We start from the raw sequence: 21,015 nt of genomic DNA on the forward strand, positions 1-21,015 counted from the left end.
CGAAGGGGGAACGGCTGTGCTGGACTCGTTCACGGACCGCTGTGTGCTCGTGGTCTCGACCAACTACGCGCCGGAGCACGCGGGCATCGGACCGTACTCGGCGCAGATCGCCGAGCACCTGGCCGCGCTGGGCGCCGACACCCATGTGCTCGCAGGGATGCCGCACTACCCGGCGTGGCGCGTGCACGAGGAGTACCGCGGCAGATGGCGGGTGCGCGAGGTGCGCGAGGGCGTCACCGTCCACCGCCGCCGGCACACCGTGCCGCGGCGTCAGACGGCGCTGCGCCGGGGGCTGTTCGAGGCCAGTGTCCTGGCGCACGGCATCGCGGCGCCGCCGCGCGTCCGCCCGGACGTGGTCCTCTCCCAGATGCCGAGCCTGGCCGGCGGCGTGCTCGGCGCCCGGATCGCCCGGCGCGCCGGAGCGCCGCACGCGGTGGTCGTCCAGGATCTGATGGGCGCGGCGGCGGGGCAGAGCGGGATGAGCGGCGGCGGCCGGGTCGCCTCGTTCGCCGGGGGCGTGGAGGGCCGCGTGCTGCGCTCGGCGGCGCTGGTGGGGGTGGTGCACGAGTCGTTCGCCGACCGGGTGGCGGCCATGGGCGTGCCGCGCGAGCGGGTGCGGGTGGTGCCCAACTGGACTCATGTGCGCGCCCCCGGCGGCGACCGCGCGCGGACCCGGGCCCGGCTGGGCTGGCCCGAGGACGCCACCGTGGTGCTGCACTCGGGGAACATGGGCCTCAAGCAGGGGCTGGAGGTGCTGGTGGAGGCCGCCCGCCTGGCCGGCCGGGGCGGCGGCCCGGGCTCGGGCGGCACGGTGCGGGTGGTGCTGATGGGCGAGGGGCACCGGCGCGGGCATCTGCGTGAGACGGCCCGGGGGGTGGAGTCGCTGGACTTCCTCCCGCCCGCGGACGCGGAGGAGTTCCCCGAGGTCCTGGCCGCGGCGGACGTACTGGCCGTCACCCAGCGGGCGTCGGTGCTGGACATGAGTCTGCCGTCCAAGCTGACCTCGTACTTCACGGCCGGGCGCCCGGTGGTCGCGTCCGTCGCGGCCGGCAGCGGCACCGCGCGGGAGGTCGAGCGCTCCGGCGCCGGGGTGGTGGTACCGCCGGAGGACCCCGAGGCGCTGCTGGAGGCGGTCCGCCGGCTGGCCGGAGATCCCGGGCGGTGCGCCGAACTGGGCGCGCGGGGGCGCGAGTACGTCGAGCGGCGGCTGAGCCGCCGGGCCGGTCTGGAGCGGATCACCGCCCTGCTGCGGGAGGCGTCTGCCACCGGGTGAGGGACGGTCTCGGTGCGCGGGCGCGGTGCGGGGCGCGGGCGCGGTGCGGGGCGCGGGCGCGGTGCGGGGCGCGGGCGGCGCGGGCCGCCTGCGGCACCTCACCGTGCTCCGGGCCGGGCGGCGCGGGCGGCGGACCCGTACAGCCTCTCCAGCCGGTCGGCCACGGCCGCCAGCGCGAACCGCTCCCGTACGGCGGCACGGCCCGCCGCGGCGGTGCGCTCGCGCAGTGAGCGGTCCTCCAGCAGGCTCAGCACCGCGCCGGCCAGCGCCCCGGGGGAGCCGTCGGTGACCAGCGCGGCCCCGCGCCGCTCCAGCTCGGCGGCGATCCCGCAGCTGTCGGTGCAGACCACGGGGGTGCCCGCGGCCAGCGCCTCCAGCACACTCATCGGGAACGGCTCGTCCACGCTGGGCAGGACGTACACGGTGGCGCGGGCGATGCGCCGTACCGCGGCGGCGTGGTCCAGCGGCCCGCCGTACCCCACCGCCTCCTCCAGCCCCTCCCGGGCGATCAGCCGGCGCACCGGTGCCAGCCGGCCCTCGTCGGCCCCGTGCAGGGTGAAGGACGCCTCGGGGTGCTCGGCGCGCACCAGCGCGGCCATGCGCACGAACGCCTCGGGGCGCTTGCGCCGGTGGAGCCGGGCGAGGAAGAGGACGTCCGCCTCGTCCGGCCGCTCCTGCGGCCCGGCTTCCTCCCGCGGCCGCTCCTGCGGCCCGGCCGCGGCCGGCCTCACTCCGTTGGGCAGCCGGACCGTCGGCGGACCGCCCGGCCGCAGCACCCTGCGCAGCCCGGTCTCCTCGGCCTCGGTGAGCACCAGCGCGGCGCGCGCCCTGCGCAGCAGGGGCACATAGCAGCGGTCGAAGAGGCGTACGGCGGCCGAGCGGCGCGGCTGGACCATCCCGTGGGTCTGGACGACGAAGGGGCGGCGGCGCAGTACGGCGGCGGCCAGCGCCGCGAGGGAGACCAGATCGCGTCCGGCGTGGACGTGCAGCACGTCGGCCCGGCCCGCCAGCCGCCACAGGGTGAGGGCCAGCCGGGGGTGGAACAGGCCGAGGAACCCCCGGCCGGGCACCAGCGTGCGGGCGCGGTGGGCGCGCAGCGGCACACCGTCCAGGGTGCGCGGCGGCGCGGCGCGACCGCGCCACAGGGAGACCAGCGCGACCTCGTGACCGCGCGCGGCCAGCTCGGCGAGCTGCCCGGTGGCCACGCTCACCGGGCCGCCGTAGGCCCCGTCGTCGCCGGTCAGGGTGACGGTGTGGACGATCCTCATCGCGTGCCTCCGGCGGTGTGCACGGCTCCCGGCGCGAGGTCGCGGTGGGCGACCGCCCCGGCCCCGACGACCGCGCCCGCGCCGACGGTGACGCCCCGCAGCACCAGGGCGCGGGCGGCGACCCAGGAGCCGCGCTCCAGACGGACGGGGGCGTTGTCGAACTCGAAGGTGGGCGAGTGCCGCTGATGGCTGCCGGTGCACAGCACCGCCTCCTGGGAGACGCACACATCGCTCTCGATGGTGATCGGCTCCAGATTGATCAGCCAGGCGCCCTCACCGATCCACACGTCGTCGCCGACGGCCAGCTTCCAGGGCCACTGCACCCGCACCCGGTGCCGGATCAGGACCCGCTGCCCCACGCGCGCGCCGAAGGCCCGCAGCAGCGCCGGGCGCCAGCGCGGCGGGAACCACCACTTGACGAAGAACAGGTTGAGCGCGGCGAACCAGGCGGCCTGGGCCAGCAGGCCGCGCTGCTTGTCGTAGCCGGCGCCGGTGAAGCCGCGCAGCCGGCGCCCGGCGGCCGGGGCGCTCAACGGTCCACCCGCACGCGGCGGCCGGACAGTTCGGCCTCCAGTTGCGCCACATCGGCCTCGACCATGATCCGGGCCAGCTCGTCGTAGTGCACCTTCGGGGCCCAGTCCAGCAGCTTCCGCGCCTTGGAGGCGTCCCCGATCAGGGCGTCCACCTCGGTGGGGCGCTCGTACTTGGGGTCGAAGCGCACGTGGCGCTCCCAGTCCAGCCCCGCGGCGCCGAAGGCGGCGGTGAGGAAGTCGCGGACGGTCGCGGCCACTCCGGTGGCCACCACGTAGTCGTCGGGCTCGTCGCGCTGGAGCATGCGCCACATGGCCTCGACGTACTCGGGCGCGTAGCCCCAGTCGCGGACGGCGTCGAGGTTGCCCAGGTAGAGGTGCTCCTGCAGGCCGGCGCGGATGCGGGCGACGGCACGGGTGATCTTGCGGGTGACGAAGGTCTCGCCGCGGCGCGGGCTCTCGTGGTTGAAGAGGATCCCGTTGACGGCGTGGATGCCGTACGCCTCGCGGTAGTTGACGGTGGCCCAGTACGCCATGACCTTGGCGCAGCCGTACGGGCTGCGCGGGTGGAAGGGCGTGGTCTCGTTCTGCGGGGGCGGGGTGGAGCCGAACATCTCCGAGGAGGAGGCCTGGTACAGCCTGGTCTCCACGCCGCCGGCCCGGATGGCCTCCAGCAGCCGTAAGGCGCCGAGCCCGGTCACGTCGCCGGTGTACAGGGGGGCGTCGAAGGAGACGCGGACGTGGGACTGGGCCCCCAGGTTGTACACCTCGTCCGGCCTCACGTCACGCAGCAGGTTGACCAGCGCCACCCCGTCGGAGAGGTCGGCGTGGTGCAGGACGAGCCGGCGGCCGGGGGTGTGCGGGTCCTGGTAGATGTGGTCGATGCGCTCGGTGTTGAAGCTGGAGGAGCGTCTCATCAGACCGTGCACGGTGTAGCCCTTGTCCAGCAGCAGTTCGGCCAGATAGGAGCCGTCCTGCCCGGTGATGCCCGTGATCACGGCGGTACGCGGCATGGTGTTCCCCCACAGGTGGTCTGGTGTCGGCCCGTGTCCGGCCGGGCGCCGGGGCGGGACGGGATCTCGACGACAACTGGCCATGTTTCAACAGAAGTCGGGGGAAAGTAAGCCCTTCCCTGACAGAATGCGCGCCATGGACGATCTGCTGCCCCCGCCCGCCCGCGTCTTCGTCGCGGGACACCGCGGCCTGGTCGGCTCCGCCGTCGCCCGGCGCCTGTCCGCCCGGGGCTACGAGGTGCTGACCCGCGCCCGCGCCGAACTCGACCTGCGCGACGGTGCCGCCACCGCCGCGTACCTGCGCGACGCCCGGCCCGACGCCGTGGTCCTGGCCGCCGCGAGGGTGGGCGGGATCATGGCCAACAGCACCCGCCCCGTGCAGTTCCTGGAGGACAACCTCCGCATCCAGCTCGCCGTGGTGAGCGGCGCCCACGCCGCCGGGGTGCGCAGGCTGCTCTTCCTGGGGTCGAGCTGCATCTACCCCAAGCACGCCGAGCAGCCGATCACCGAGAGCGCCCTGCTGACCGGCCCGCTGGAGCCGACGAACCAGGCGTACGCCGTCGCCAAGATCGCCGGGATCGTCCAGGTCCAGTCCTACCGGCGGCAGTTCGGCGCCTCCTACATATCGGCGATGCCCACCAACCTCTACGGGCCCGGCGACAACTTCGACCCCGAGACCTCGCACGTCCTGCCCGCGCTCATCCGCCGCTTCCACGAGGCGGTGCGGAAGGGCGCGGAGGAGGTGGTGCTGTGGGGCACCGGCAGCCCCCGCCGCGAGTTCCTGCACGTGGACGACCTGGCCGCCGCCTGCGAGGTACTGCTGCGCCGCTACGACGGCGACGAACCGGTCAACGTCGGCTGCGGCGAGGACCTGACGATCCGCGAACTGGCCGAGCTGGTCGCCTCGGTGGTGGGCTACGAGGGCCGGATCGCCTTCGACTCCTCCAGGCCGGACGGCACCCCGCGCAAGCTGCTCGACACCGGCCGGATGCGGGCGCTGGGCTGGTCCCCCTCGGTCGGCCTGTCCGAGGGGATCGCCGCCACCCACCGCGCCTGGCTCGGCGCGGCGGAAACGGTCTGACCCGGCCCCGCCGCCCGCCGCGGCGCCCGCCCGGCCGCTCCTAGTACGCGCCACGGGCGCTCACCACGGCGCGGAAGGTGCGGGCCAGGACGCCGACGTCCCCGGTGTAGGACCAGTTGTCCACGTATCTCAGGTCGAGCGCGACGGTCTCGTCCCACGACAGGTCGGACCGTCCGCTGATCTGCCACAGCCCCGTGATCCCCGGCTTGACCGACAGTCTGCGCAGTTCGGTGTCGTCATAGCGCTCCACCTCCTCGGGCAGCGGCGGGCGCGGTCCCACCAGCGACATGTGGCCGGCCAGCACGTTGAACAGCTGTGGCAGCTCGTCCAGGGAGTAGCGGCGCAGAACGCGGCCCAGCCGGGTGACCCGGGGGTCCTCGCGGATCTTGAACATCCCCCCGTCGTGCTCGTTCGCCGCCTCCAGCGCCGGGCGCATCCGGTCGGCGGCCTCCACCATCGTGCGGAACTTCCACATCCGGAACGGCACCTGTCCCCGGCCGACGCGGACCTGCCGGTAGATCACCGGTCCCGGCGACGACAGGCGCACCGCCGCCGCCACCCCGAGCAGGACGGGCGAGAGCAGCACGGCCAGCAGCAGCGCGCCCATCCCGTCGGTGATCCGCTTGAGCAGCACCGGCAGCCCCCGCCGGGCGGCCGGCTCCACGTGGAGCACGGTCATCCCCGCGGCCCGGGCCAGCCGCAGCCGGTGGCGCGAGACGTCGACGAGGCCGGGGACGACGGCCAGGCTCCGGCCGTCGTCGTACAGGGCCCAGGCCAGACGGCGCAGCCCCTCCCCCGTCGTCCACCGCCCCGGCACGACGAAGACCGTGTCGGCGTCGAGCTCCGCCGCGCGCCGCAGGACGGTGGCCGTGTCCGCGGCACCCACGGCGCCCACGGCGTTCGCCGCGTCTTCGGCGCTCCCGGGCACGCAGCCGCCGACCACCACGTACTCGTCGTCGGTGCGTGCGCCCATCCGCGCCGTCAGGCCGTCCGCGGCCCCCTCCTCCCCCACCACCAGCACCCGCCGCAGCCCCCGGGCCCGGCGCCGCAGCGCCAGCGTGCGCCGGTACGCCAGCCTGCGGTGGGCGGCGGTCAGCGCCAGACAGGGAAGGAGTGCGGGCAGCCACGCCCCGGCCGACACCTCCAGCCGCGCCGTGACGCACACCGCGGCGAGCAGGCCCAGCATCGCCAGCCAGTCGCGGAGCACCGGCAGTACGGTTCCGCTCTCCCCCGTCTCCCCCGTATAGCGCCCTCTCAGGGCCGCGACCAGCGGCCAGGCCGCGCCGACGACCGCGGCGGCCGGCAGCGGACCCGGCCCTCCCCCCGCGGCACCCAGCGCACCGGCCGGCAACGCCGCGCCCAGTACGTCCACCGCCAGGGCCGGCGGAAGGCGCCGGCCGGCCCCGGATCTCCCCCTCGTCTCCCGCTTCCCGTCCCGCACGCGGACGCGTAACGGCTCGGCTAAGCCCGCGGGCGCGTCGGCGACCCGCGTTCCGGCAGCCTCGAACAAACCCCTGCCCCCCTACTCGGTCGGCGTCCCCTTCCCCCCGCTCGGCCGGCCGGTGCCGGCTCCGCATTCGCCTCCGTACCGAGTGTGAAGACTAGAACACACTTACCGATTTCCGTGGCAGTTCACCCAAGTTGCCGATGTCTGCGGTTTCGCGTTCACATGACGCCCCGGAGATCATCCGTGGGTGTTCGGTCGTGTTCCCCGTCAGGTCCGTCCGGCCCGTCAGGTCCCGTACGCCTCGCCGCCCAGCTCCAGCCGGGCGGTGCCCGCCGTGGCGTCGGCGAGCCAGGAGCGGAAGGCGTCGACCTCGGCCTCGGGCAGTCCGATCTCGATGGCGACCTCGGTGCCGTAGCGCACGCCCCGCACGTCCCGGCCGCCGGCGCGCAGCTCGTTCTCGACCCGGCCCGCCCGCTGGTGGTCCACCGTGACCGTGGCCAGCCGCATCCGCCGCCGGGTGACGGTGCCCAGCGCGTCGAGGGCTTCGCCCACCGCGCCGCCGTAGGCCCGGATCAGCCCGCCGGCGCCCAGCTTCACCCCGCCGAAGTAGCGGGTGACGACCGCGACGGCGTAGCGGACCTCGCGGCGCAGCAGCATCTGGAGCATGGGGACGCCGGCCGTACCGCCGGGCTCCCCGTCGTCGCTCGCCTTCTGCACACCGGCGTCGGCGCCGATGACGTAGGCCCAGCAGTTGTGGGTGGCGTCCGCGTGCCGCTCGCGGACCCGGGCGACGAACGCCCGCGCCTCCTCCTCGGTGGCGGCGGGCGCGAGCGCGCAGATGAAGCGCGACCTGTTCACCTCGGTCTCGTGCACGCCCTCGCCCGCGACCGTCACATACTGCTCCCGCATTCCGCCCACCCTACGGTCCGCCGCGGGGAATGGCCCGGCCGGGCCGTCCGTTGGCAGGGGCATGTACGGAGACTCAGAGACAGTCCGCAGGATCCTGACCGAGGCCGGCGACACCTGGGCGGTGGTCGGCCTGTCGTCCAACCGCGGCCGCGCGGCCTGGGGCGTGGCCGCGGCGCTCCAGCGGTTCGGCAAGCGGATCGTGCCCGTCCACCCCAAGGCCGAGACGGTGCACGGCGAGCGCGGCTACGCCTCCCTGGCCGAGGTCCCCTTCCCCGTCGACGTGGTGGACGTGTTCGTCAACTCCGCGCTGGCCGGCGGTGTCGCGGACGAGGCGGTGGCGGCCGGGGCGAAGGCGGTCTGGTTCCAGCTCGGCGTGGTCGACGAGGCGGCCTACGAGCGCACCCGCGCGGCGGGTCTGGAGATGGTGATGGACCGCTGCCCGGCCATCGAGATCCCGCGTCTGGGCTGAGCGCCCTCCCGTGGCGCGCCCCGCCCGGAGGCGGGGCGCGCCACGGGGCCGGAACCCGGAACCAGGACCGGGATCAGGGCCGGGATCAGGCCAGTTCCAGCACCAGCTTGCCGACGTTCTCCCCCCGGAAGAGCATCTGCAGCGTCTCGGGGAAGTCGTCGACGGTGCCCTTCACCACGTGCTCCTTGACCTTGACGCGGCCCTCGCCGATCCAGCCGGCGATCTCCTGCGCGGCCTGCCCGTAGCGCTTGGCGTAGTCGAAGACCACGAAGCCCTCCATCCGGGCGCGGCGGACGAGCAGGGACAGGTAGTTCGACGGGCCCTTGACCGGGGTGGCGTTGTTGTACTGGCTGATCGCGCCGCAGATCACCACGCGGGCGTGCATCGCCAGCCGGGTGAGGGCGGCGTCCAGGATGTCGCCCCCGACGTTGTCGAAGTAGACGTCGATGCCGTCCGGCGCGTGCTCGCGCAGCGCCTTGCGGACGTCCTCGGCCCGGTAGTCGATCGCCGCGTCGAAGCCCAGTTCCTCGGTGAGCATGGCGCACTTGCGCGGCCCTCCGGCGATGCCCACGACCCGGCAGCCCTTCGCCTTGGCGATCTGCCCGGCGATGGTGCCCACCGCGCCGGCGGCCCCGGAGACCACCACGGTCTCGCCGTCCTTGAGCGCCCCGACGTCCAGCAGACCGAAGTACGCCGTCATGCCGGGCATGCCAAGTGCGCCCAGGTACGTCGAGGGCGGGGCGAGCGCGGTGTCGACCTTCATCGCGCCCCTGCCGTCGGAGACGACGTACTCCTGGACGCCGAACGTGCCCACCACGTGGTCGCCGGGCCGGAAGTCGGGGTGGTTCGACGCGGTCACCTCGACGACCGATCCGGCCCGCATCACCTCGCCGATGCCGACGGGCGGCAGGTAGGAGGGGCGGTCGTCGAGCCATCCCCGCATGGCGGGGTCCAGGGAGATGACGCGGGTACGGCCCGCGAAGCGGCCCGGCCCGGGGTCCTCCACGGGCACCGAGCGGTGCTCCCAGTCCTCGGGCTTCACCTCTCCGGTGGGGCGGGCTGCCAGGCGGATCTGGCGATTGGTCGCCGACATGGGGCCTCCTGCTCGATCGAGACTCCCTGCACCGTACCGACCAGTAGGTACGAGGTCGATGTGATCTGTGACACCTTCGCCCTCCGGTGCGCCTCGGGCCGCCTCGGGGCGCACCGGAGCACCCCGAGGCGGCCCCGGCCGTCAGCCGTCGGGCAGCCGGCCCACGAAGCGCCGTCTGATCAGCCGCCGTTCGGCCGCGGTGGTGCCGCCCCACACCCCCTCGGTCTCGCCGTTCCTGACCGCCCAGTCCCTGCACTGGGGCATGACGGGGCAACCGAGGCAGACGGCCCGTGCCCGCGCCGTCTGCCGCTCCGCCGGGCCGCCGTCCCCGATGGGGAAGAACAGCTCGGGATCCTCGCCGCGGCACGCCGCGGACTCACGCCAGCCCATGTCAGCTCTGCGGCCGGCGGGAGCGGGACGGCCGCGGGGGAACCGCCCGGCACGCGCCGGGCGCACCGGCCGGCGGCGGGTCCGCACGGAACGCGCGATCCGCGCGGAAGGGGAAGAAGTCGGGAACGCTCACCGGAACCTCCGCGGATTCGGGGCGGCCCGCCACCGGGCAGCCCGGAGATCCCCACGGCGCGATGGTGCGCCGCGGAGCCCGGCAGAGGTGTCGATATCCAAATATAAAGGAACTTTCCGGCACAGGTCATGCTCCTGGGCCGCCCCTCACCAGGCGGTGCAGGGCGAACCGGGCCGGGCCCGCGTAGAGGACGAGCGCCGACAGCGGCCCCTCCACGCGCAGCTCGGTGCCGGTCCGCCCGTCGGGCAGGACGGCGACCGCGTGGTGCGGGCGCATCCGCACGGGACCGGCCTCGACCCGCCAGGTCCACCGCCGCCGCGCACACGCACGGACCGGATCTGCGGCGACCGGGTGGGCCACAGCTCCGGCCGCGCGTAGCGCTCCCGCACTTCGTCGGCCGGGGCCCGCCCGGCCGCCCGCAGGGTCATCCGTGCCATGCCGGCCGGCTCCTCGTCACGGAGGGACGGCCGGACGCGGCGTGCGCCGGGCCGCTGCCCTCACTCGTCGGAGTAGCTGAGTTCCCCCAGGGTCCAGCCGCTCACCTCGCCGATGGCGACGCGGTACATGCCGCCGGTGTCGGGGAGGCCGTAGCTTCCCTGGAGGATGCGCGCGACGTGCAGGTGCAGATGTGTGGGCCTGCCGCCGCCGTGCCGGCCGTCCTCCCCGGACGGCCCGAACAGCTCGGCGAACGGCTTCAGGCGCTCGGAGTCCCGCAGGACCTCGGCGACCCGCGCCTTCCAGACGGCCTCGGGCGCCAGCCTGCCGGTGATGACCGCGCCGGGGACCACCACGGTGAGGGGCATCTGGTTGCTCCGCTCGGACTCCACCTTCTCGGCGATGGAGACGAGCAGGTCATCGTGGTTCGACATGCGGGCAGAGTAGCGCCCGCACGGCGGTCAGTCGCCGGTGCGGGCGGCCTGGAGGCCCAGACCGTCGAGCACCCGCGCGCCGGGCAGGCCGGCCAGGAGCGCGCCGGGCACCAGCAGTTTGCCGCGGCGGCGCCCGGAGCCGACGACGGCGTACGGGGTGTCGGCGACCGCGGCGTCCACCAGCAGGGGCCAGCCCTGGGGCAGACCGATCGGGGTGATGCCGCCGTACTCCATGCCGGACTCGCCGACGGCCGTCTCCATGGGTGCGAACGAGGCCTTGCGGGCGCCCAGTTCGCGCCGGACGGTGCGGTTTACGTCGGCACGGGTGTGGGCGAGGACGACACAGGCGGCCAGGGTGGTCTCCTGGCCGCGGCGGGCCGCGACGACCACGCAGTTGGCGGACTGCTCGGGCGGAATGCCGTGCACCTCGCCGAAGCGGGCGGTGTCGGCGTCGTCCGGGTCGCTGTCGACGTAGACGATCCCGTCGGCCGGCACGGGGCCGCGCAGCGCGGCGGCGACCGGCGGGGCCAGCAGGTCGAGCTTGTCGGTGACCGGCCAGGCGTCGGTGAAGTTACCGATGGGGGCGCGCATGGCGTGCACGGTAGCAGCCGCCCGGACGCCCTCCGCGCGGGGCGGATTCGGCGGCGGAGCGGACGGCTGCGCGGGCGGAGGGGGTCAGATCCAGTGGTTGCGGGCCACGTACAGCAGCAGTGCCAGGCCGTGCAGGGCGACGGCGAACAGCAGCAGCAGGCGCAGGGTCCGGTTGTTCACGGCGTACGCATCCCGTCGTCGCTTCCTTCCCGGTCGGCGGGCGGGGCCGGGACCGGTCCGGGACCGGCCGCCCCGTCCAGTCTGCCCTCCTCCGCCCCGGCCGTCCCCGGCTCCGGGACCCCGAGGCGGGCCAGCGCCGCCAGCTGCCGGCCGGTGACGCCCTCGGGCACCGGCACCGGCGGCGGGGTGCGCAGCGGGGGCAGCCATCCCTGCCCCGGGTCCCAGCGCCGTACGACCTTCGCGGGCGCGCCCGCGACCACGGCGTGGTCGGGGACCTCGCCGCGGACGACCGAACCGGCCGCCACCACCGTGTTCCGCCCCAGCCGCGCGCCCGGCAGCACCACCGCGCCCGTACCCAGCCAGCTGCCCGCGCCGATCTCCACCGGCGCCGAGCGCGGCCACTGCCTGCCGATCGGCTGGTGGGGGTCGTCGTAGGAGTGGTTGGTGGAGGTGATGTAGACGTACGGGCCGCAGAAGACGTCGTTCCCGATCGTCACGCCCGCCCCGGCCCCGTCGGCGACCACATGGCTGCCCCGGCCGATGACCACCCCGTCGCCCAGCCGCAGCACCGTGTCCGGCCCGAGGTCGAGGTCGGGCATCATCCCTGCGGTCAGCGTGACCTCGGCGCCGACGACGCAGCACGCGCCCAGCTCGATCCACTCGGTGCCGAACAGCGTGCCCTGCGGGAAGGCCAGGCGGGTGCCCTCCCCGATACTGCGGAACGCGTACGGCCCCGGGCGCTCGGCCGAGACGGCGCCCGCCCGCTGCGCGTGGCGCCACAGCCCGTGCACGGCGCGGGAGGCCGTACGGGAGGCCGCGCGGGACAGCAGGGAGGAGAACACGTTCCTGTTCTTGGGCACCCGGTCACGGTAGACGCCCGGACGGACGGCGCACCGCCCGGCGTGCTGTGATTCCCGCCCCACCCGATCCCTTACGGTGCCGTTGGAGAAGGTGTTCGGCACACGGGCCGTGCGCTGCACGGCGGGCGGAAGAGGGCGCGGATGGAATGGCGGGCGATGATCGCGGGCGTGGTGGGCAGGGAGCCCGAGATCGATCCGGAGGCGTACGTCGCCCCGACGGCCGTGGTGGTCGGCCAGGTCTCGCTGGGGGCCGGCGCGAGCGTCTGGTACAACGCGGTGCTGCGCGGCGACTGCGACGCGATCACCGTCGGCGCGGACAGCAACGTGCAGGACAACTGCACCGTCCACGCCGACCCGGGCTTCCCGGCGGTCGTGGGCGAGCGCGTCTCGGTGGGGCACAACGCGGTGCTGCACGGCTGCACGATCGGGGACGAGGTCCTGGTCGGGATGGGTGCGACGGTGCTCAACGGTGCCCGGGTGGGCGCCGGTTCGCTGGTGGCGGCCCACACCCTGGTCCCGCAGGGGATGGAGGTGCCGCCGGGTTCCCTGGTCGCCGGGGTGCCCGCCCGCGTCAGGCGGGAGCTGACCGAGGAGGAGCGGGAGGGCATCCGCGTCAACGCCGCGGCGTACCGGGGGCTGGCCGGGGCGCACCGGGAGACGCTGGTCGTCCCGGAGGACGGCGGGGGCCGGTAGCGCGGCGGTACCGGCCCCGCCCCCCGGGGGCCGTGTACCGGGTGCGTACCGAAGCGGGGGTGGCCGTGGCCCGGCCGCGGCGGCGGCTCTAGTGTTCTCGCCATGTGGCCAGGACAGCAGCCGCCCGGGGGCGAGCAGAACCCGCAGAACCAGCAGCCCAACCCGTACCAGACGCCGGGGTACCAGACCCCGAACCCCTACCAGACGCCGGGGTACCAGGCGCCCAACCCCTACCAGGGCCCGGGGTACCAGGGGCAGCCCGGCGGCCAGTGGGGGCAGCCGGGCGCACCCGGCGCACCGCAGCCTCCGCAGGGCGGCGGCAGGAGCGGCAAGGGGGGCCGGAACGCGGCGATCGCCATCGTCGCGGCCGTCGCGGTGATCGCCGCGGCCGTGGTGACGGGGGTCCTCGTCCTCGCCGACGACGACAAGGGCGAGAAGGCCGGGGGGCCCGGCAGCAGCGTCTCCCCGAGCCCCGAGCCCTCCACCGCCGAGCCGAGCGAGGACGCCGGCACCGAGCGGGACGACCCCACCAACCCGCGCGACGGCCTCGCTCCGGAGAAGCCCGACCCGGTGGTGTCCGGCTGGAAGGTCGTCACCAACGCCAAGCACCACAACGCCTTCGACGTGCCCGCGGACTGGAAGGTCGGCACGGAGACGACGATCATCGGCTACGGGCAGAAGGACGAGGACGACCCCTTCTCCGGACCCCAGGTCGCCTTCAGCGCGCCGGCCTTCTACAAGGAGAGCTGGTGCAAGGCCGGCAACAGCAAGTACACCCGGGCCATCGTCGGCAGCAAGGGCGGCCAGGGCTCCCGCAACACCGCCGAGGGCGCCGAGATCGCCGCGGAGAACTTCGTCTACTTCGCGTACGGCGAGCAGAAGGACACCGTCGAGCTGACCAAGGCGAAGAAGTTCTCCAACGAGCACGGCATCACCGGCCACACGGCGAGCGCCACGGCCACCGGGGTCGAGAAGGAGAACAAGTGCGACTCCGACGGCAAGGTCGTGACCGTCTCCTGGATCGACGGCAGCAACGACCTGCGCATCTGGGTCCTGGTCACCGACGCCGGGGTCGATGACGAGGTGTCCCAGGCCACCATCGACAAGATGACCGGCAGCCTGCGGCCGTACGCGGAGGAGGACTGACCGGCGGGGGGCCCGCCGGGGGCGGGGCCGGGCGACTGCCGTCCCGCCCCGCCTGGGCGGGCCGCAACTACACGCTGCTGACGGCCGCCGCCGTGGTCACCGGACTGGGCAACTCCGGTGCGCTGATCGCGGCGGCGTTCGCCGTGCTCGCCTCGGGCGGCGACGGCACCGACGTGGGCCTGGTCGCCGCCGCCCGCACCGTCCCCCTGGTCCTGTTCCTGCTCGTCGGCGGCGCCGTCGCCGACCGGCTGCCGCGCCACCGGGTGATGGTGGCGGCCAACGCGCTCAACTGCGCCTCCCAGGGCGTCTTCGCGGTGCTGGTGATCACCGGCGCCGCCGAGCTGTGGCAGATGGCGCTGCTGTCCGCGCTGGGCGGCACCGGCCACGCCTTCTTCGCCCCGGCCGCCGAGGGGATGGTGCTCGCCAGCGTCCGCGGCGAGCAGGCCGGGCGCGCCTTCGCCGTCTTCCGGATGGGGGTCAACGGCGCCTCCATCGGCGGCGCGGCGCTCGGCGGCGCGCTGATCGCCGCGGTCGGCCCCGGCTGGGTGCTGGCGATCGACGCCGCCGCCTTCGCCGCCGCGGGGGCGCTGCGCGCCTTCCTCGATCTGCGCGGGATGCCCGAGCGGGCGCCGGGCGGCGGCCTGCTGGGCGATCTGCGCGACGGCTGGCGCGAGGTGGCGGGACGGCCGTGGCTGTGGGCGGTGGTCCTGCAGTTCGCGGTCGTCAACGCGGTGGTCGCGGCGGCCGAGGCGGTGTACGGGCCGCAGGTCGCCGAGGAGCATCTGGGCGGTGCCCGGCCGTGGGGGCTCGCACTGGCCGCCTTCGGCGCGGGCACGGTGTGCGGCGGGGTGCTGATGACCCGCTGGCGGCCGCGCCGCATCCTGCTGGCCGGCACCCTGTGCGTCTTCCCCCTGGCGCTGCCCTCGGCGGCGCTGGCGGTGCCGGTGTCCGTGGGGTGGCTGATCGCGGCGATGTTCGTGACCGGTGTCGCGCTCGAGGTGTTCGGGGTGAGCTGGATGACGGCGCTGCACCAGGAGGTGCCCGAGGAGAAGTTCTCCCGGGTCTCGGCCTACGACTGGCTGGGCTCGATCGCCCTGGTGCCCCTCGCCACGGCCGCGGCGGGTCCCGTCGAGTCGCTGGTGGGCCGGTCGGCGGCGCTGTGGGCCTGCTCGGTACTGGTCGCGGCGCTGACGGCCGCGGTGCTGTGCGTGCCGGAGGTGCGCGGTCTGACCCGGCGGGGCGGGGCGGCGGTGGCCGGCGGTCAGCCGACGGTGAAGGAGCCCTCCGGCGGCATGGGCGAGGGCGCCGCCTCGCTCTCCTGAACCGGGCGCGCGCGACCGGTCAGCCGCTCCAGCGCGGCGCCGTGCACCACCCGGGCCGGGAACGGGTCGCCCGCCGCCAGCCGTGCCAGCCGCTCCACGGGCAGCCCGGCGCGGGAGGCGACCAGCACGGTGTTGCCGAACCGGCGGCCGCGCAGCACGGCGGGCTCGGCGACCAGGCACAGCCGGCCCGGGTCATCGCCGAACGCGGCGCGGAAGCCGGCCAGCTGGGAGCGGAGGAAGCCGAAGGGCGCGGCGTCGGCGAGGTTGGCGACGTAGACCCCCTCCGGCCGCAGCACCGCGGCGGCGGCCCGGGCGTAGGCCAGGGTGGTCAGGTGGGCCGGGACGCGGGAGCCGCCGAAGACGTCGGCGACCAGGGCGTCCACCGACCCGGGAGGTCTGTCCCGCAGCGCGGTGAGGGCGTCGTCGGCGCGCACCTCGATCCCGCTGCCGGGCGGCAGCGGCAGATGCTCGGCCACCAGGCCGATCAACGCCCGGTCGGCGTCCACCACCTCCTGGCGGGAACCGGGGCGGGTGGCGGCCAGGTAGCGCGGCAGGGTCATGGCCCCGCCGCCCAGGTGGAGGACGTCCAGCGGTGCGCCCGGGGCCGCGGCGCAGTCCAGGACGTGGGCGATCCGGCGCACGTACTCGAACTCCAGGTGCGTCGGGTCGCCGGGGTCCACGTACGACTGGGGTGCGTCGTCGACGGTGAGCAGCCGGGCGCGCGGCCGGTCCACGTCCGGCAGCAGCCGCGCGGTGCCCTGGTCCACGGTCCGGCGCACGGGCACCGGCTCCTGCCGCGCCGTCTCCTCGTCCATCGTCCCATTGTCGCGGCCCGCCGCGGGGAGCGGAGCACCGGGCTGTGAGGTCCGCCGGGTCGCGGGCCTCACAGCGGGCGCACCGGGACGCATGTCACCCGCGTCGGTTACGCTCGCCCGGTGCCCGTCCCCGCTCCCCGGCCCGTCGGACCCGCCGCCCGGTGCTCCGCGGTGCTGTTCTCCCCGTGGTCCCGTCTGTCCCTCCTCGCCGTGCTGCTGGCCGCCGCCGCCACGACGGTGGCCCTCCACGAGCCGCAGCAGCTTTTCGCCCAGGGGTGGCGCCCCCAGCTCTCCGGCGGCGGCGCGCTGGCGCTGTTCGCCCTCGCGTACGGCCTGTGCACCGCGGCTCTCGTGCCCAGGCCGGTGCTGAACCTGGCCTCGGGCGCCCTCTTCGGCGCCGCCCTGGGCACTGCCGCGGCGGTGGCCGGGACGGTGCTGGGGGCCGGGCTGACCTTCGGGCTGGGACGGCTGCTGGGGCAGGACGCCCTGCGTCCGCTGCTGCGCGGCCGCTGGCTGGCGGCCGGGGACCGGCAGCTCAGCCGCCGGGGTTTCCGCTCGATGCTGGTGCTGCGGGTGCTGCCGGGGATCCCGTTCGCCGTCTCCAACTACGGCGCCTCCGTCAGCCGGATGCGCTGGTCGGCCTTCCTGTCGGCCACCGCGCTGGGCTGCGTGCCCAACACCGCCGCGTACGCCGTGGCGGGCAGCCAGGCCGCCGAGCCGACCTCGCCCGTCTTCCTGGTGGCGTCCGCCTTCATCGCCGTTCCCGGACTGGCCGCCGCGGCCGTCGCCTGGCGCAGGCGCGCCCGGCTGCGCCGGCCCGGGGCGCCGCGGGAGTCCGCGGACCGGGCGGTCACCGAGCCGGTACGCTCAGGCCCGCGACGTTCGCCCGCCGTTTCCCTTCCCGTTCCCGACCGGCCATAGCATCTGCCCGACCTGACCGATGATCACGAATAGGGACGAGCACACCCCGACATGTCTTGGTTCGAAGCGTTCATCCTCGGGCTCGTCCAGGGGCTGACCGAGTTCCTCCCCATATCCTCCAGCGCCCATCTGCGGCTGACCGCGGTCTTCGCGGGATGGGAGGACCCCGGTGCGGCATTCACCGCCGTCACCCAGATCGGCACCGAGACGGCCGTGCTGATCTACTTCCGCAAGGACATCGCGCGGATCGTCTCCGCCTGGTTCCGCTCGCTGTACGACAGGCAGGCGCGCCGCGAGCACGACGCGAAACTGGGCTGGCTGGTGATCGTCGGCTCCATCCCGATCGGCGTCCTCGGCCTGACCCTCAAGGAGCACATCGAAGGCCCCTTCCGCGACCTGCGGCTGATCGCCACGACCCTGATCGTGCTGGGCATCGTCCTGGGCGTGGCCGACCGGCTCGCGGCGCGCGACACCTCCGGCGGGCGCCACCGCGCCGTGCGCGAGCGCAAGTCGCTGGAGAGGCTGACCGTGCGCGACGGCCTGCTGTTCGGCATGGCCCAGGCGATGGCGCTGATACCCGGCGTGTCCCGCTCGGGTGCGACGATCAGCGGCGGCCTGTTCATGGGCTACACCCGCGAGGCCGCCGCCCGCTACTCCTTCCTGCTGGCCATCCCCGCCGTCCTCGCCTCCGGGCTGTTCGAGCTGACGGAGATCGGCGAGGGGCACGTCTCCTGGGCGCCGACGATCTTCGCGACCGTCCTGTCCTTCCTGGTGGCCTACGCGGTCATCGCCTGGTTCATGAAGTTCATCTCCACCAGGAGCTTCATGCCGTTCGTGGTCTACCGGGTACTGCTGGGCCTGCTGATCTTCGCCCTGATCGCGGTCGGGGCGGTCTCCCCGCACGCGGGCGAGTCGCTGGGCTGAGGTCCGCGGGGAGCGTCCGCCGGCGGCCGGGCCGCCGCCCGGCCTCACCGGCCCTCGGTGAGACCGTCCTCGGCCGCGCCCCGGCTCAGCACCGCCTCGCGCACCCGCCCGTGCACCTCGGGGAAGTTCTCCGCGGTGGCGCGTACGACGCGGAAGGGCGGGCCGGTGTCGGAGTGGCCGACCAGGAACTCGGCCTTCGCGACGCTCCAGCGCCCGTTCTCGGGGGCGAAGGTGAAGCGGGCCATGGACCCCTCGTTGCCGCTGCGCTTCTCCTCGGGGACGAAGCTGGCGACCTGGTCGCCCAGGCCGTAGACCACCCAGGTGCCGTTCACCTTCTCGTAGGGCTGGGGCACGTGGTTGTGGGTGCCGATCAACAGGTCGATGTCCCTGTCCGCGCCGGTGCGCGCGGCGGTGAGCCTGCGGGCCAGCTCCTTCTGCGTCGCGTCGGGCGCCTGCTGCCACTCCGTTCCCCAGTGCAGGCTGACGATCACCACGTCGGCCCCGGCGCGGCGGGCGGCGCGGGCGTCGGCGAGCACACGGCCGGGCTCCAGCAGGCTCACCGCCCACGGCCGGTCCTCGGGGAGCGGGATGCCGTTGGTGCCGTAGGTGTACGACAGGTGGGCGATCCGGGCGCCGCCGGCCTCCAGCAGCGCCGGGCGGGCGGCCTCCGCCGCGCTGCGGGCGGTGCCCGCGTGCCGGACCCCTGCCGCGTCCAGCGCGTCGAGGGTGCGGCGCACGCCCTCGAAGCCGTCGTCGAGGCTGTGGTTGGAGGCGGTCGAGCAGCTGTCGTAGCCGGTGGCCCGCAGGGCCCGCGCGAGCTGGGGCGGGGAGCGGAACAGCGGATAGCCGGTGAAGGGTCCGTCCTCGTCGCCGTAGGGCGTCTCCATGTGGCACAGCGCGATGTCGGCGGGCGCGACCACCGGTTTCACGCCCGCGAGGATGCGGGTGAAGTCGTGTCCGGTGCCGCCCGCGTCACGCCGGGCCTGCTCGATGATCGACGGGTACGGGATGATGTCGCCGGTCGCCACCACGGTGAACGGCCTGCCCCCTTCCGCCCGCGCCGCCCGGTCCTCTCCCGGGGCGGTGCCGGGCGCGGTGCACGCGGCGAGCGCGGCGAGCGCGGCGAGCGCCAGTGCGGCGGCGGTCGCGCCCGCGGGGCGTATCCGGCGGCGGCGTATCCGGCGTATCCGGTCCACCGCCCCGCCTCCGCCCGCGCCCGTACGTCCGGTCGTCCGCGGTGCGCCCCGTCCGGCTGCCGTCCCCACTGGTGCGATCCGGCGCATCCTTCGCCTCCTGTGCGTCCCGGCACGACGCCCCGGGCCGGCGCGCCGTGCTCCTCTCCGGCAGCGTGGGCGGCGGCGGGGTGTGCGGCACCTCCGGCGGCGCCCGGCTGAGCCGACCGGGCGAACGGATCGCGCGGATGCCGGAACGGGGTGCGCGGGGGGCGACGCGGGGGCGCGGGAAACGGCGCGACCGCGCGGGTCGCTTTTCCGCGCCGCCTCGGCCTGGGAAGCTGTTCGCAGACAACCGCGGGGAACCCGCACCGAACCCCGGAGTCCACTTTGGCCGAACGCGACGACGACAGCTACCGACTCCTGGCCGGGCTGCCCTTCGCGGCCATGACCGTCGTCGTCCTGGTGGACGTGACGGCCGGTCCGGGGGTGGGGTTCCTGCCCCTGCTGTCGCTCGGTCCCGCCTTCGCCAGCCTGGTCGGCGGCATGCGCCGCACCGCGCTGATCGGGCTGCTGGCGCTGGTCCTGTGCTTCTGCCTGGCCTCCTACGACGGCCTGCTGGGGACCACGCCCGGGTACACGGCGCTTCTGTCGGTGGCCGGGGTGTCGGCGGCCGGGCTGGCCGCGGCCGCCATCCGCCAGCGGCACGAGGCCGAGCTGGCGAACATGCGGTCCATCGCCGAGGTGGCGCAGCGGGTGCTGCTGCGCCCGGTGCCCCGGGCCGCAGGGCACCTGCGGATCGCGGTCTCCTACACCTCCGCGGTGGCCGAGGCCCGGATCGGGGGCGATCTGTACGAGGTCGTCAACTCGCCCTCGGGGGTCCGGGTGATCGTGGGCGACGTCCAGGGCAAGGGCCTGGAGGCGGTGGAGACGGCCGCGGTCGTCCTGGCCGCGTTCCGGGAGGCGGCGTACGACGAGCCGGACCTGGCGGCGGTGAGCGCCCGGCTGGAGCGTTCGGTCAACCGGCACATGACACAGGAGCGGTTCGTCACGGCCGTCCTGGCCGAGACGCACGAGGACCGCTCGGTGACCCTGCTCAACCACGGCCACCCCTCGCCGCTGGTCGTCCGCGCGGACGGGACGGCCCATCTGGCGGAGCCTCCCGAGACCGCGCCGCCCCTGGGCATGGGCCTCGATCTCAAGCCCCCGGAGCCGTACGGGCTGTCACTCGCCCCCGGCGACCAGATGCTGCTGTACACCGACGGTGTGACCGAGGCGCGCGATCCGGACGACCGCTTCTACCCGCTGGTCCGGCGCGCCTTCCTGCTGCGCGAGACGAACCCGGACATCGGGCTGGAGTCGCTGTGCCGGGATCTGGTCACACACGTCGGGGGGCCGCTGCAGGACGACGCGGCGATGCTGCTCCTGCGGTACCGCGAGGGGTGAGCCGGGCCGGCTCCGGCCGGTGGCCGGATCGCCGGAATTCGAAAGATTCACCCGCTCGGAGGGGGTACCCGGCAGAGGACCGACCGCCGCAGTCCGCACCGACCGAGCTGGACCGAGACCATGAACGAATCCCGCCGCCTCACCCTCCGAGAACTCCGCATCCTCCACGAGACCGAACGGGCACTGCTGCGTGACGCCCGCCTGGCCGCCCTGTTCCGGGGGTTCGGCGAGGCGGAGACCGGAGCGGCGGAGCCGACTGCGGGCGGGCCGGGGACACCGTACCGCCTGTGGCTGCTCGCCGGTGTCTGCCTCTTCCTGGTCCCGGCGCTGATGGTGCTGCATCCGCTGGTCGGCCTGCTGGTGTTCCTCTCCGCCCTGGTCATGGGCGCGGCGGGCCGGGCCGGCCGCCGCGCGGGCCGCCGACTCGGACGGCCCGGGCCGGGTGCCGGCTGAGCGGCCCGGCCGTCTGC

At 75.1% G+C, this 21,015-nt stretch carries 22 protein-coding genes and 1 pseudogene; 10 read left to right on the plus strand and 13 right to left on the minus strand.

Features of this window, described 5'->3' with window-relative positions:
• Positions 1–19: 19 nt before the first annotated feature.
• Positions 20–1,273 carry a glycosyltransferase gene (locus tag QPK52_RS01590; protein ID WP_410540154.1) on the plus strand — a complete coding sequence of 418 codons (1,254 nt, stop codon included), beginning with the start codon at positions 20–22 and terminating at the stop codon, positions 1,271–1,273.
• A gap of 98 nt (positions 1,274–1,371) precedes the next feature.
• Here QPK52_RS01590 and QPK52_RS01595 read toward each other — a convergent pair whose 3' ends face one another.
• From QPK52_RS01595 to gmd, 3 genes are read right to left on the minus strand one after another with little or no spacing between them, the layout of a single operon-like run.
• Positions 1,372–2,541: a glycosyltransferase gene (locus tag QPK52_RS01595; protein WP_410535061.1), complete on the minus strand. Its 1,170-nt coding sequence runs from the start codon at positions 2,539–2,541 to the stop codon at positions 1,372–1,374.
• Positions 2,538–3,074 carry a putative colanic acid biosynthesis acetyltransferase gene (locus QPK52_RS01600; protein ID WP_410535063.1) on the minus strand — a complete coding sequence of 179 codons (537 nt, stop codon included), beginning with the start codon at positions 3,072–3,074 and terminating at the stop codon, positions 2,538–2,540. The genes QPK52_RS01595 and QPK52_RS01600 overlap by 4 nt, the downstream gene beginning before the upstream one ends.
• The gene (gene gmd / locus QPK52_RS01605; protein WP_410535065.1) at positions 3,071–4,084 is read right to left on the minus strand and encodes a GDP-mannose 4,6-dehydratase; all 1,014 of its coding nucleotides are present in this window, start codon (positions 4,082–4,084) and stop codon (positions 3,071–3,073) included. The genes QPK52_RS01600 and gmd overlap by 4 nt, the downstream gene beginning before the upstream one ends.
• A 136-nt stretch (positions 4,085–4,220) precedes the next feature.
• Between gmd and QPK52_RS01610 the strand changes: the two genes are divergently transcribed.
• Positions 4,221–5,165 carry a GDP-L-fucose synthase family protein gene (locus tag QPK52_RS01610; RefSeq protein ID WP_410535067.1) on the plus strand — a complete coding sequence of 315 codons (945 nt, stop codon included), beginning with the start codon at positions 4,221–4,223 and terminating at the stop codon, positions 5,163–5,165.
• Positions 5,166–5,205: 40 nt separating this feature from the next.
• Here the strand turns inward: QPK52_RS01610 and QPK52_RS01615 are convergent, their stop codons facing one another.
• Both QPK52_RS01615 and QPK52_RS01620 read right to left on the minus strand, forming a co-directional pair.
• Positions 5,206–6,537 (minus strand): sugar transferase, encoded by a 1,332-nt coding sequence (locus QPK52_RS01615; RefSeq protein WP_410535068.1) that lies wholly within the window; start codon positions 6,535–6,537, stop codon positions 5,206–5,208.
• A 360-nt stretch (positions 6,538–6,897) separates the two neighbouring features.
• The gene (locus QPK52_RS01620) at positions 6,898–7,521 is read right to left on the minus strand and encodes a YigZ family protein (protein ID WP_410535070.1); all 624 of its coding nucleotides are present in this window, start codon (positions 7,519–7,521) and stop codon (positions 6,898–6,900) included.
• A gap of 61 nt (positions 7,522–7,582) precedes the next feature.
• Between QPK52_RS01620 and QPK52_RS01625 the strand changes: the two genes are divergently transcribed.
• On the plus strand, positions 7,583–7,990 hold the full coding sequence (locus QPK52_RS01625) for a CoA-binding protein (RefSeq protein ID WP_410535071.1): 408 nt from the start codon (positions 7,583–7,585) through the stop codon (positions 7,988–7,990).
• Between the two features lie 85 nt (positions 7,991–8,075).
• On the opposite strand, the gene QPK52_RS01630 is transcribed toward QPK52_RS01625, so the two are convergent.
• The 6 genes from QPK52_RS01630 to QPK52_RS01655 all read right to left on the minus strand — a co-directional run bounded on the left by QPK52_RS01630 (position 8,076) and on the right by QPK52_RS01655 (position 12,106).
• Positions 8,076–9,083, minus strand: a complete 1,008-nt coding sequence (locus QPK52_RS01630) for an NADP-dependent oxidoreductase (RefSeq protein ID WP_410535072.1) — start codon at positions 9,081–9,083, stop codon at positions 8,076–8,078.
• Positions 9,084–9,224: 141 nt separating this feature from the next.
• Positions 9,225–9,473, minus strand: a complete 249-nt coding sequence (locus tag QPK52_RS01635) for a WhiB family transcriptional regulator (RefSeq protein WP_093658410.1) — start codon at positions 9,471–9,473, stop codon at positions 9,225–9,227.
• A gap of 259 nt (positions 9,474–9,732) precedes the next feature.
• Complete coding sequence (locus tag QPK52_RS01640) at positions 9,733–9,888, minus strand: hypothetical protein (protein WP_410535074.1); 156 nt, start codon at positions 9,886–9,888, stop codon at positions 9,733–9,735.
• A 215-nt stretch (positions 9,889–10,103) separates the two neighbouring features.
• A complete protein-coding gene (locus QPK52_RS01645; RefSeq protein WP_410535075.1) occupies positions 10,104–10,475 on the minus strand; it encodes a hypothetical protein in 372 nt (123 codons plus the stop codon).
• Between the two features lie 27 nt (positions 10,476–10,502).
• Positions 10,503–11,066, minus strand: coding sequence for a YbaK/EbsC family protein (locus QPK52_RS01650; RefSeq protein ID WP_410535077.1), 564 nt, complete (start codon positions 11,064–11,066; stop codon positions 10,503–10,505).
• 176 nt (positions 11,067–11,242) lie between these two features.
• Positions 11,243–12,106 (minus strand): acyltransferase, encoded by an 864-nt coding sequence (locus tag QPK52_RS01655; protein ID WP_410535079.1) that lies wholly within the window; start codon positions 12,104–12,106, stop codon positions 11,243–11,245.
• A gap of 141 nt (positions 12,107–12,247) precedes the next feature.
• On the opposite strand from QPK52_RS01655, the gene QPK52_RS01660 reads away from it, so the two are divergent.
• The 3 genes from QPK52_RS01660 (at position 12,248) to QPK52_RS01670 (ending at position 15,267) form a co-directional block, all read left to right on the plus strand.
• On the plus strand, positions 12,248–12,799 hold the full coding sequence (locus QPK52_RS01660) for a gamma carbonic anhydrase family protein (protein ID WP_410535080.1): 552 nt from the start codon (positions 12,248–12,250) through the stop codon (positions 12,797–12,799).
• Positions 12,800–12,901: 102 nt separating this feature from the next.
• Entirely contained in the window at positions 12,902–13,945 is a 1,044-nt protein-coding gene (locus QPK52_RS01665) for a hypothetical protein (RefSeq protein ID WP_410535081.1), read from the plus strand.
• A complete protein-coding gene (locus QPK52_RS01670) occupies positions 13,942–15,267 on the plus strand; it encodes an MFS transporter (RefSeq protein WP_410540155.1) in 1,326 nt (441 codons plus the stop codon). The genes QPK52_RS01665 and QPK52_RS01670 overlap by 4 nt, the downstream gene beginning before the upstream one ends.
• Here QPK52_RS01670 and QPK52_RS01675 read toward each other — a convergent pair.
• A complete protein-coding gene (locus QPK52_RS01675; RefSeq protein ID WP_410535082.1) occupies positions 15,207–16,082 on the minus strand; it encodes a spermidine synthase in 876 nt (291 codons plus the stop codon). The genes QPK52_RS01670 and QPK52_RS01675 overlap by 61 nt on opposite strands.
• 120 nt (positions 16,083–16,202) lie before the next feature.
• Between QPK52_RS01675 and QPK52_RS01680 the strand changes: the two genes are divergently transcribed.
• On the plus strand, positions 16,203–17,003 hold the full coding sequence (locus tag QPK52_RS01680; protein ID WP_410535083.1) for a TVP38/TMEM64 family protein: 801 nt from the start codon (positions 16,203–16,205) through the stop codon (positions 17,001–17,003).
• Positions 17,004–17,054: 51 nt separating this feature from the next.
• Positions 17,055–17,927 carry an undecaprenyl-diphosphate phosphatase gene (locus QPK52_RS01685; protein ID WP_410535085.1) on the plus strand — a complete coding sequence of 291 codons (873 nt, stop codon included), beginning with the start codon at positions 17,055–17,057 and terminating at the stop codon, positions 17,925–17,927.
• Positions 17,928–18,229: 302 nt separating this feature from the next.
• Here the strand turns inward: QPK52_RS01685 and QPK52_RS01690 are convergent.
• Positions 18,230–19,210, minus strand: a pseudogene (locus QPK52_RS01690) (CapA family protein); the annotation flags it as partial.
• A 336-nt stretch (positions 19,211–19,546) separates the two neighbouring features.
• Here QPK52_RS01690 and QPK52_RS01695 point away from each other — a divergent pair.
• Complete coding sequence (locus QPK52_RS01695; protein ID WP_410540156.1) at positions 19,547–20,545, plus strand: PP2C family protein-serine/threonine phosphatase; 999 nt, start codon at positions 19,547–19,549, stop codon at positions 20,543–20,545.
• Positions 20,546–20,665: 120 nt separating this feature from the next.
• The gene (locus QPK52_RS01700) at positions 20,666–20,998 is read left to right on the plus strand and encodes a hypothetical protein (RefSeq protein WP_410535086.1); all 333 of its coding nucleotides are present in this window, start codon (positions 20,666–20,668) and stop codon (positions 20,996–20,998) included.
• The last annotated feature ends 17 nt before the right edge of the window (positions 20,999–21,015 follow it).

It is taken from the genome of Streptomyces sp. KL2 (genome assembly GCF_046529545.1).
Lineage (GTDB): Bacteria > Actinomycetota > Actinomycetes > Streptomycetales > Streptomycetaceae > Streptomyces > Streptomyces radiopugnans.